Genomic DNA, 10,312 nt, shown 5'->3' on the forward strand with positions numbered 1-10,312 from the left:
TCTTTGGTACTTAGACCGGTTTCTTTTTTTAATAAATCACTTAAATAATGGGAAGAAAGATGAATGGCTTCTGAAAAATAATCAATAGAAGGAGGGCCTTGTGCCTCAAACTTCCCTTTTTTATAATAATCTTTTAGCAAAGCCTCAAATTGACTTACTATATCAATATTTTGAGCTGTTCTGGTATTGAATTGGCGCTCATAATAACGTAGACTGTAATTCAGTAGTAATTCTAATGTGCTTACTATAACCCTTTGACTGTGGTTATCGATACGCTCATCAATTTCGGTTTGAATCAATCTGACACATTCGTTCAAGGTTTTTTGTTCTGCGTCGGAAAGGTGAAGTGCTTCATGCACATCGTAAGAGAAAAAACCGAAATCATCTATCCGTTTTCCCAATTCGGTATTGCGAATTAGGTCGGGATGAATAAATAGCATCCATCCGTGAATTTCATTAAGTTGCTGTTCCTTTTGGGTGGATGTAACTTGATTGGGCGCTGTGAAAATCAACACGCCCTCATTAAAATCATAAGTGTTTCGTCCATAATCCAAGCCGCAACTGGCATCTTTTAAGGCTATGGAATACAAATCAGTAACCATCTTTTTACCGACCCATTGAGGACCTATTTCCAGTTGGCTTACATCCAAGATACTGATTAGAGGATGTGATGGCTTGGGGAATCCTAGTAATTGGTGTAGCTCGCTAATGGATTTTATATGAAATATATTTTCTTTCATTTTTTTTGTTATTTCAAGCTCAAATTTTACCGATTTACATTAAAAAAAGTAACACAAAATGCAGAAAGACTAACACATTTAAAATCAACTTAATAGTTTATTTATTACCTGATTAAATAAAAGTTAGCATTCTTCTTTTTTTATTTCAATTAATTTAACCTGGCAGAAGTTGTTTCAATAGTTTTTCTCGCTTCACCATGTAAGAGAATTGTTTCTCCTCGTTCACCACTGCTATGAACTTTTGAGATGAAATCAAGGCCTTTTTCACTTGTTTTTCAATTTCTTCGGGAGATTGTTTGGAGGGGTTGATGTTTTCTGTTATCAATACTTTATCCAGTGAGTTTTCTAAGCTTTCGGCATTCAGCCAACTTGTATGTTCTTGAGTATAGCTCGGATTCAAGGGATCTGAAGGTAAATTTACCCACTCCATTTCTTCTTCAGGGATCGGAGGGTTTTCTGGAGGAGACTGAATTTTTTTTAGAAAGTTTTCCAATAAAGTGATGCTGGACCTTGAGCTATTGGGATCATAGCTATATCCTAACCTTCCTTGATGGTTAACAATTTTGGCACCTTGGTCTAATATTAATGAATAAGCGTCCGAATATGCCTTTTCAAACCATGGAAAATGATTGGCCAATGCCCACCTTACTTTCTGCGGTTCTGCCCAGCCAATGTATTTTTTTCTGGTATCTATCGTAGATTCTAAAAATACAATTCCTTTTATTCCTTTCCTATTTTCAAAAATAATGGACATAATGTACAAGCGGGAAGCCAACCATTCTTTTCCCCGGCCTAGGTTAATGATAACATAGTCCACCTCACCGGAAGTCTCAAGAATAGCGTTAAAATTACCGGCTGTACTATCATTCACATTTGCAGCCTCTGCTTTTTGTCTCAAGTCCAATGCTCCCTGAACCACCCAATTAGGAGAGAATGCCTCTGCTTTTGCTAAATCTAAAGAAATTCCTGCAAATGATAGTCCTGTCAAGCGGCCCGACAAACTTTTAATAAATGCAGGAATTTCTTTACGAAAAAGGATTAAAACAATCAATAATACCAAAGGGTAAAGAATGGCACTGGCCAAAGCGGCAATATCTAAACTAATATTCATGTTTTTAAAGTTAAAGTTATTTCCAACCATAGGGGTTGATTTACTGCAGCACATATGGCAGTTGATAAATATTTGCCAATAAGCCCAGCAAACCTTATGGACTTATAAAATAGAGGAAATAGAATGCAGTTAAGGCTTTGAAATAGTAGTTGGTTTTATTCTGATGTGCTTAGGCATGATTGGTTTTTTGCAACATCTAAATGTTATTAATAAAAATAGGTAAAAAAATCGAAATGTTCTTACTGGAAGTGTATTATGGTGTTTTAATAAGCAAGGAGAGGACTCGAATGAATTTTTATCCGATGTTTAATTTGTCCTTATTAAAACGTCTTGTCCAATACTTTTTACTTTCCTATTTCACCCAAATGTGTATGTTTAAAACTGTCAGTGAATTTTAGCCCATAGCCAAAAATTCTATCCATTGCAGCATGGCCAAATAAAATGATGCCTGCTAAAATTAATATAGGTATGTTTACTGTGGTACCTAAGATAAATAGTATTATTGCCGTTAACTTATGGTGGAAAAAATTATATAGAAAAGCGCCATATTTAGGATTGGCTAAATAGCCTAACATTGATAAGTCCGGCAATAAAATACAAGCCGGAAAAATCCACCAGGCATAATCTAAATTAGTAAACAATGAGATTGCGAGCAAAAACTGCCCTAATTCCTCAAATTTCAATAGGATACTCATTTTTTCCGTCATGGTTTTTGAATCGTTTTGTTATTTACAAATTTCAACATATTTTATTCGATTCTCCTTGACTTAAATCAAGAACTTGTGCGCTTACGATTTCTTATTCTACTGAGGGTTTCGGCCGACATACCTAGCACAGAGGCAATGTACTGTAAGGGGACCTGGTTGAAAAGTTCTTTGTTCTGCCTATAATACAAATCATACCGCTCCTCCGCAGTCATGGAAATATGCGAAAAAACCCTGTCTTCAATCATTACAAAACACTTTACTATGAATTCTTTTTCTAAACTATTCCACTTGGGAAATTCATTACAAAGTTTAAGGTAATTTTGTTTACTAATTGTAATCAAAGAAGTATCAACCAAGGCCTGAATGTTCCAACGGTTTGACTTGTCAAAGAAAAAGCCCATCACTTCAGTGATCAAATAGTTTTCTGTAGAAATCCACTGCGTTACTTCCTTGCCATCAGCAATACTGTAAATCCTAAGCAAGCCCGATTTTATAAAGCTTAAGCGATCACATTTCTTACCTGATAAGGTGAAAAATTCATTTTTCAGAAGTTGCTCTTCTTTAAAATAAGGCTGAACTATTTCCAATTCTCGGGTGGACAACTTACCAAAATGTTCTTGTAATATTTTGTTGATTTCTTTCAAAATAAAAAATTTATTAAACTAATATAAACTTAGGGTTGTTCAGATTCCTAATGTCATTAAGTTCTTTACTTTATGATAAGTAAGGCTGGCTTTAATGCATTCTTTTAAAGCAGTCGTAGGGATTGTTTGGTCCATGGTAAAAACGATGGCACGATTTCCCTCAAAGTAAAAGTGCTCTTTATAAATCAATTTGAAAGTAGGAACCAACCTGCTGGTACATTGAAAATACATGGCATATTGATCGGGATTCTTGGGTTTCCAGTCCATTCGAAGGGTGCTACCGATTTTCGTAACAAAGCTTGGCTCTCCCCATTTCAGTGTTTCATGAAGTTCGGAAATGCCCTCCGTCTCTTTAGCAGTTTCAATTACTAATTTCCTTAGGGTGAGCATTTTTTCTTTTACATGATCCGGATAATTATTAAAAACCGTTTCAACTTTAGGATCTGTCTTTAGCTTCATGATCAACTGATAATTAATCTTTTATTCCTACATATATATCCACTTCAGCAGCAGAAGGATTTTGGGCTTTTTCACCATAAATCTCGAAATCAGCCACATAGGATCTATTCAAGTCCATTTCAAAAATTTTCTCCCATTGTTTAACAATTAATCCTTGCATCAAATCACCCTTAGTGCTTGTTTTATAATATTTGCCTCCATCAAATGACCTGCCGATCATTCCAATCGGAATCTCATCCAGCTTGTTCACCCTACAGCCTAGAATGGTGGTATAAGGTTGAGTATGGTCACCTTCATATGCAGTATACAAGGAATAGATATCATTTTCAATTTTATTTGGGATTTTAGTAAGGGTGTTTTCTTCCATAAACCTACCCCATAAAGCTGCAATATCTTTTGAAGCTTGATCGTTTTCATTGGTTGTTTGAATCGAAATCCCTATGATTTTAAATGGCTCAATTATTACTGTCTGCATCTTTTTTTGTTTAGGTACGGTGCAAATATAATTTAGGCTTTTGACATAGGTATGTCAGGGGTAGTCAGGTATTTTTTTCTACACTGTTCTAAGTATTCTTCTAAAGTTATCTTATGTGGCTGAAATTTAACCGGTAATATTTCGATTTGCTGTATACAGTCCAATCTGAATGCGCGAAAATCATTTCTTAAGTGGCAATAAGCAATAAGAATCCAATGCCCTTGCGTAGTATAAAGTGCAAAGGGTTCTATTTCTCTATGGCTTAGAATATTGTCTAATGATAAATATTTGATCCTTACCAATTGATAATTGGTGATCGTAGATTGGAGTTGGATAAGGTAATTACTGGTTATATTTTTCTTATGGTTATCCCTTACCTGAAGTCTGCTGGAGAGAAATTCTGTCTTGTCCTTTTGACTGTATTTTAAAACAGCTTTTATTTTAGTAATGGCACTTTCGAACTGAGTAGTTAGAGAATAGTCTTTGTTATTTCTTACCAATTGTTCTGCAGTGATAAGGGCATTGGCTTCTTCTTGGGTAAATAAAACCGGGGGGATTTTATAACCTTCCATGATAGAGAAGCCTTTTCCTTCTACGGTTAAAATAGGAATGCCTGATTTTTCAAGCGTTCGAATATCTCGATATATTGTCCTTATGCTTACCCGATGCTTATTGGCAATTTCTTTCGCTGTAACAATTTTTCCTGCTTGCAATTGAGTCAGCATTGCCGTTAATCTAGCTAGTCTTGGTTTATCTGCTGCCATTGCTGTAGGTTTTATCTAGATATACCTTTGTTTATATTAAATCCTAAAGTAAATATAACTAAAAGAAATCGTCTGTGGTATAACCTCAGCCATGTGGAGCGAATAATTTTGACAGGTTGACTTTAGTTTGAAATTCACACAAATAAAGAATAATGCGTTTCGGTGAATACTTATTTTTTTCTAGAGAATGGTTTTCCTATTTATTGGGAACCTAATTTTGAAAAAACCAGGCATAAAAGAATCCTACTTTTATGCCTGGAATGTATTTGGTGGAATATTTAAAATTTGAACTCAATCACCCCTTTTATAAAAAAGGGTGTTCCGGGAGTAAAATGAATTTCCTCTACAGGGCTGGATTCATTTTGCAATTTGGATTCTGTTGCGAACTGCGTTTCGTTCCATGCGGTATCAAATAGGTTTTGAACCTGAAAACCAAAGTCCAATCTTTTCCATTTATAGCCCAAATTAAGATCTACTACGGTATAACCTTCAGCAACGATGGAATTGTCTTCATTGGCAGGCCTGTCTTTGATATGGCGTAGATTTGCCCCACCATATATGCCGGATTTATGAATGGCATTCAGTCCACTTTTAAGTATAAAATCCGGAGCCAATGGGATATAATCCTGCCCATCTTCTTCTTCAATTGCTCTGGCATGGGTATAATTGGTGTCAAAATTCCAAAATAACCATTTCAATGGCTGGTAGCGAATACTCAAATCTACTCCCTGCCTTCTGGTTTTTCCACTTGGTTCCACTATACCTGCATCCCCCACATAAACAAATTCTTGCTCTAAAAATAAATACCAATAGGCGGCATTAAGGAGAAGTTTAGGTACAGGTTTCCAAAGTAGGCCTGCATCATACCCGTAAGCTGCCGGTAACGTTTCTTTTGCAGCTTGAGAAAGAATTACTCGGGTGTCATTGGAATGAAATCCTTTACCTCCTTTCAAATACAATTGGAGGTTTGGGGTGTAATCATACAATACATTCAACTTTGGGCTAACAATGGTTTTTGTAGAGGTTTGGGTTTGGTAAATTTCCTGTAAAGCATCATTGTATTGAAAGTCAAAATAATCTATCCTAAATGATGGATTAAAAGTCCATTTTTTATAGTAAAAATTGGTGTTGAGGTAGCTTCCAAAATTGGTTTCATTGATGTCCCCAAATTGTATCTGAGATAGGGTCATAGTACGGTTCAAGGTGTGAGAAAGCTCATTGTTATTGCTTAGGTCATTCCTTAGATTGATACCTACTTGAACAGTAGCCTTTACATCTTTTAAATCAAATGATTTAAAATATTCACTGGTAAGACCATAAATTTGCCGATCTTCTTTTTGTTTGATTTGGTCCCCGTTGACCGGGTCATCTAGGAAAAAGGTGAAATTTGAAAACAATTCGAAATCATACTTACTGTAATACAAACTGCTTCTTATGTAGGAATCATCCGTTAAAACTTTCTCATAATTGACCAATACATTTGTTCTTCCGGTATTTCCACCCTCAGTATCATCTATGGCTCCAAAGCGACCAATCAAACCTGAGTCAACGGCTCGCTGGGGAATTTGTCCTGAGGCATCCCACTTACTTGAAAGATGAGAGAAAGTGACACCTATTTTATCTAAAGGTGTAATATTGCCGGTGTACTTTCCAAACAAATTGATCCTTTTGAAATTTTGTGGACTATCAAAAGGACCATCTGTGGTTAGATGCTCTGCGGCAATGTAGGCATCATGTTTTGCAGTATTCAATACATCAAACATCCCCAAAATTCGGTTGGTGCTGAATTGCCCTTTCTCTAATTTTATACTGCTGTTTTCTAGGTTTCTTTTGGTTTTAAAATTCACATATCCCGCCGTTGTAAAATTACCTTTATCGGCGTAATACGGTCCTTTTCCAAAATCTATATTGTCCACGGTTTCCGGGATAACAAAGTGCAAATCCGCATATCCTTGACCATGGGCATGGGAAACCATATTAACCGGCAAACCATCTACCGTAATACCTATATCTGTTCCATGATCAATATCGAAACCTCGTAAAAATATCTGCTCAGCTTTTCCTCCTCCGGCATGTTGACCAATAAAAAGTCCCGGGACCTGTCTCAAAATGTCTTGAGATGAACTTACCGGATTCGTCTTCAGATCTATTTTAGTAATTAGGTGTAAGGCATTTGTTTTTGGAGAAATTACCACTCCTTCCAAGGAAATCTCTTTTTCTTCCATTACTACAGAAAGGGGAGCGGTCAAAGATTGAACAACTGTGTATTTAGCTTCATATCCAATGTGTGACAATTTAAGCGAATCTCCAACTGAAAAATTTTGAAGCAGGAATTTACCATTTTCATCCGAATGGGTGTGATTCTTTGTGGTAAGATTCAATATTTGGGCATTGGTAATCAACTCTTTCTTGTTGTTCAAAACTGTACCTTCTATGCTTTGTCCAAAAAGGTTGGTTTGGAATAAAATTAGTAATAAAACAATAAATAGGCACTTCATAAGGATACTTGTATTTGACTTTTATAATTAAAATAACTTGAGCTTACTTTTTTGGAGACTTGAAAAATCCAATGTTTAAAATCAATACTAAAAAACAACTGAAAAGACCATATTTAACTAGGTTGATAAAGGGTTTTTTAGTTACTGGCACAAAGGTAAGTAGCCAAAAAAATATTTTCACTTGGGGAATGTTAAATAACTGTGTTTTTATTTTAAGGTCTTACACCCAAATTTAGAAGTAATTGCTGACCATTATAGTAGGTATATTGTAAAGTGACAAAATGAGAAGGGTTACTCTTTAGAGATGTCAATAGTGAGGAGAATGCCTTGCTATAAAAAATGAAATTTTACCAACGGCTATTTACCCAATCATTTTGCGCTCTAGCAGAAAGAAAAGTCCAGGCCACAATTCTACCGGACTTATTACTCGTACCCATGGGAATTGTTTTGTACATTTTTGCACCTACTTTTTCCAGCGTTTTATAAATTGATTTAAGGTTTGATTGTTTGGAAACAAGAGATGAAAACCAAAAAACATTATTTTGAAACCTTTGACTTTCATTAATCATTTGTTGAATAAATTTTAGTTCGCCACCTTCAACAATTAGTTCTTGGGAAGTACCTGAAAAATTAAGATGTGGTGTTTTTGCTTTTTTGCCACTTAAGTTTTTTACTTTTCTTAAATTCCCTTTTTGTGCTTCAGCTGAAGAGGAATGGAAGGGAGGATTACAAATAGTCAAATCGTATTTATCCTCAGATCTTATGATTCCATGAAAAATGGCTCTTGAATTTTCTTGAAGCTCCAATGCTATTTTATTGGTTAAAATAGCATTTTTATTAACGATATTTTGGGAGGAAGCAATTGATTTTGGATCAATATCCGTTCCGGTGAAATGCCATTCATAACTCGTTATACCAAGGATGGGATATATACAACTGGCACCCACCCCAATATCCAAACAGTTTATTTTATCGCCCATGGGAATTTTACCTTCATTACTATTCCCTAATAGATCAGCCATATGGTGCAGATAATCTGCTCTTCCGGGAATGGGAGGACATAAGTTTTCTTCTGGAAATTCCCAATAGCTTATATCATAATAGTGATTTAGAATTGCTTTATTTAATAATTTTATAGCCGCTGGATTGGAAAAATCTATGGTGAGGTTGCCTTTCTTACTAGAGGTCAAGTGATTTTTTAATGCCGGTACCACCTTAGCCAATGCATCAATATCATACCTTTTAAGGTTTTTATTTCTGGGATGCAGTCTTCCTTTATCTTGATTTGGCGAAGTCATGAATTATTGGTTTTTCATAGATCTAATTCCTTCATACACAGTAATGGCCACGGCATTCGCCAAATTTAAACTTCTAATATGGGGGGAGTAGATGGGGATAGTGTAAATCAAGTCCCTGTTTTTCTCTATGATACCCTGCGGTAAGCCAGTAGATTCATTGCCAAAAACCAAAAACATGTCTTCTTGGTAATCAATTGAACAGTAATCTTTGGTTCCATGACTTGAGAAATAAACAAAATTCTTTCCTGCATTTTTTTCATAGAATTCATTAATGTTTTCATAAATGAAAAGCGGCACATGCTTCCAATAATCTAGTCCTGCTCTTTTTAATCTTTTGTCACTTAATTCAAACCCGAAAGGTTTTACAAGGTGTAAAGTTGAGCCGGAAGCCAAACTCAATCGGCCAATATTCCCTGTATTCGTGGGTATCTCTGGCTCGATTAGTACAATATTTAATCCCATTATTTTTATGTCTTTTTTCTAACGATGTGTAGATCAGTAGCCCAGCAGGTAGGTGGGGGTGCTTTCAAATTTATCTTGAAATACTTGACCCGAATATCCAACTAGCCAGCTCTTCTTCGGATTGTAAATTTCCCGTTAACAGGGTAAAGCCTGTAAGAATCCGATGGTGTAATCCGAGTTAATCTATTTAAACTGTTAAAATAATAAAAAGCAAGTTACCTACGAAAATGTAAATAAGCATTCAAAAAGCTTGGTTAATTGTTTAATCGTTCCAGAATTTGCACGATTTCAATGACTTGGTTTATTTCTAAATCCAAAGGGTTATAGCCTTTGTATTTAAGCTCAATGCCATTTTTTGGTTCATTGTATTCAATGCTCAATTCTGAAGAATCAATTTTCCAAAGGAAAGTATTTTGATTTTCGACGAATAATTGGGCTACATAGGGCGTTTTTACATAGTTTTCATCCTCCCATATTTGCTGTGAAAGACTTGTTAATAGTTGAATGAGATCCTGGGTATCGCTAGGTGCCAATAGACAGTGATCCCCATTTTCATAGTCGAGTTGTAAGCGTATCTTGTAATCATTTTTATCAATAACGATGTTTCCTTTCTTGAGAAACAAATTGAATACTCGGTTTTCCATTTAGTTTATCCCTTGAGGTGCCCACATCTTTAAAAATTTGAATTTTTTTGGGTATTCTTTTCTTGGACAGAAAGCCAGGCAAACCTCCTTGTCGCCTAGGCTGGACTCCGTCATCACAATGTGTTCGGGTTCAGTTTTAAGCTTGTTAAATGTAGCCTCATTTACCAAACAAACTACTTTTTTAAATACTCCACTCATCCATAGTTTCATTTGCTCATTTTCCTCAAATTTTTTATAACAAGCCAAAGATGCATGTGCCGTAATGACGGGAATTAATTTATCCGGGATATTGTCTTTTACAATAATATACATTTTCATAAATGCGAATGATTTGGAAGCTATTTCCCTTTTAACTGCTCAATTGCATAATACAATCGGTTCTGGGCACCTTCTTGGGAACCGAATAGGGTGCGTGACAATTTACCCTCTTTTGAAATTAAAACCCATTGAGGGGTGCCGGATGAATCAAATTGGTCATAAACCGTTCTTCCATTGTCTATAAAAATTGGA

Annotated in this window: 12 protein-coding genes; all 12 read right to left on the minus strand. The window is 35.6% G+C overall.

Annotation, left to right across the window (positions count from 1 at the left end; all coding sequences use genetic code 11):
* Positions 1–740: AraC family transcriptional regulator (locus AAC037_RS10545; protein WP_339902962.1), on the minus strand; the 740-nt coding region annotated here is incomplete at its 3' end.
* Positions 741–894: 154 nt separating this feature from the next.
* Positions 895–1,851 carry a hypothetical protein gene (locus AAC037_RS10550; RefSeq protein WP_339902963.1) on the minus strand — a complete coding sequence of 319 codons (957 nt, stop codon included), beginning with the start codon at positions 1,849–1,851 and terminating at the stop codon, positions 895–897.
* Positions 1,852–2,195: 344 nt separating this feature from the next.
* The gene (locus AAC037_RS10555; protein WP_339902973.1) at positions 2,196–2,546 is read right to left on the minus strand and encodes a DUF4260 domain-containing protein; all 351 of its coding nucleotides are present in this window, start codon (positions 2,544–2,546) and stop codon (positions 2,196–2,198) included.
* Between the two features lie 77 nt (positions 2,547–2,623).
* Entirely contained in the window at positions 2,624–3,202 is a 579-nt protein-coding gene (locus AAC037_RS10560; protein ID WP_339902964.1) for a Crp/Fnr family transcriptional regulator, read from the minus strand.
* 39 nt (positions 3,203–3,241) lie between these two features.
* Positions 3,242–3,661: a DUF1801 domain-containing protein gene (locus tag AAC037_RS10565; RefSeq protein WP_339902965.1), complete on the minus strand. Its 420-nt coding sequence runs from the start codon at positions 3,659–3,661 to the stop codon at positions 3,242–3,244.
* A gap of 13 nt (positions 3,662–3,674) precedes the next feature.
* A complete protein-coding gene (locus tag AAC037_RS10570; protein WP_339902966.1) occupies positions 3,675–4,136 on the minus strand; it encodes a GyrI-like domain-containing protein in 462 nt (153 codons plus the stop codon).
* Positions 4,137–4,168: 32 nt separating this feature from the next.
* A complete protein-coding gene (locus tag AAC037_RS10575; protein WP_339902967.1) occupies positions 4,169–4,900 on the minus strand; it encodes a YafY family protein in 732 nt (243 codons plus the stop codon).
* A 278-nt stretch (positions 4,901–5,178) separates the two neighbouring features.
* Positions 5,179–7,398 (minus strand): TonB-dependent receptor, encoded by a 2,220-nt coding sequence (locus tag AAC037_RS10580; protein WP_339902968.1) that lies wholly within the window; start codon positions 7,396–7,398, stop codon positions 5,179–5,181.
* Positions 7,399–7,745: 347 nt separating this feature from the next.
* Entirely contained in the window at positions 7,746–8,696 is a 951-nt protein-coding gene (gene rlmF / locus AAC037_RS10585; protein WP_339902969.1) for a 23S rRNA (adenine(1618)-N(6))-methyltransferase RlmF, read from the minus strand.
* 3 nt (positions 8,697–8,699) lie between these two features.
* The gene (locus AAC037_RS10590; RefSeq protein ID WP_339902970.1) at positions 8,700–9,158 is read right to left on the minus strand and encodes a tRNA (cytidine(34)-2'-O)-methyltransferase; all 459 of its coding nucleotides are present in this window, start codon (positions 9,156–9,158) and stop codon (positions 8,700–8,702) included.
* Between the two features lie 254 nt (positions 9,159–9,412).
* Positions 9,413–9,802 carry a hypothetical protein gene (locus AAC037_RS10595; protein ID WP_339902971.1) on the minus strand — a complete coding sequence of 130 codons (390 nt, stop codon included), beginning with the start codon at positions 9,800–9,802 and terminating at the stop codon, positions 9,413–9,415.
* Positions 9,803–10,120: a peptidyl-tRNA hydrolase gene (locus AAC037_RS10600; RefSeq protein ID WP_339902972.1), complete on the minus strand. Its 318-nt coding sequence runs from the start codon at positions 10,118–10,120 to the stop codon at positions 9,803–9,805.
* Positions 10,121–10,312 lie beyond the last annotated feature (192 nt).

This window comes from uncultured Cyclobacterium sp. (assembly GCF_963976465.1).
Taxonomy (GTDB): Bacteria; Bacteroidota; Bacteroidia; order Cytophagales; family Cyclobacteriaceae; genus Cyclobacterium.

Bases quoted from the DNA above. Each gene is read 5' to 3' on its own strand.
- AAC037_RS10550 (WP_339902963.1), bottom strand. From the start codon at position 1,851: ATGAATATTAGTTTAGATATTGCCGCTTTGGCCAGTGCCATTCTTTAC.
- AAC037_RS10555 (WP_339902973.1), bottom strand. From the start codon at position 2,546: ATGAGTATCCTATTGAAATTTGAGGAATTAGGGCAGTTTTTGCTCGCA.
- AAC037_RS10565 (WP_339902965.1), bottom strand. From the start codon at position 3,661: ATGAAGCTAAAGACAGATCCTAAAGTTGAAACGGTTTTTAATAATTAT.
- AAC037_RS10570 (WP_339902966.1), bottom strand. From the start codon at position 4,136: ATGCAGACAGTAATAATTGAGCCATTTAAAATCATAGGGATTTCGATT.
- AAC037_RS10575 (WP_339902967.1), bottom strand. From the start codon at position 4,900: ATGGCAGCAGATAAACCAAGACTAGCTAGATTAACGGCAATGCTGACT.
- AAC037_RS10580 (WP_339902968.1), bottom strand. From the start codon at position 7,398: ATGAAGTGCCTATTTATTGTTTTATTACTAATTTTATTCCAAACCAAC.
- rlmF (WP_339902969.1), bottom strand. From the start codon at position 8,696: ATGACTTCGCCAAATCAAGATAAAGGAAGACTGCATCCCAGAAATAAA.
- AAC037_RS10590 (WP_339902970.1), bottom strand. From the start codon at position 9,158: ATGGGATTAAATATTGTACTAATCGAGCCAGAGATACCCACGAATACA.
- AAC037_RS10595 (WP_339902971.1), bottom strand. From the start codon at position 9,802: ATGGAAAACCGAGTATTCAATTTGTTTCTCAAGAAAGGAAACATCGTT.
- AAC037_RS10600 (WP_339902972.1), bottom strand. From the start codon at position 10,120: ATGAAAATGTATATTATTGTAAAAGACAATATCCCGGATAAATTAATT.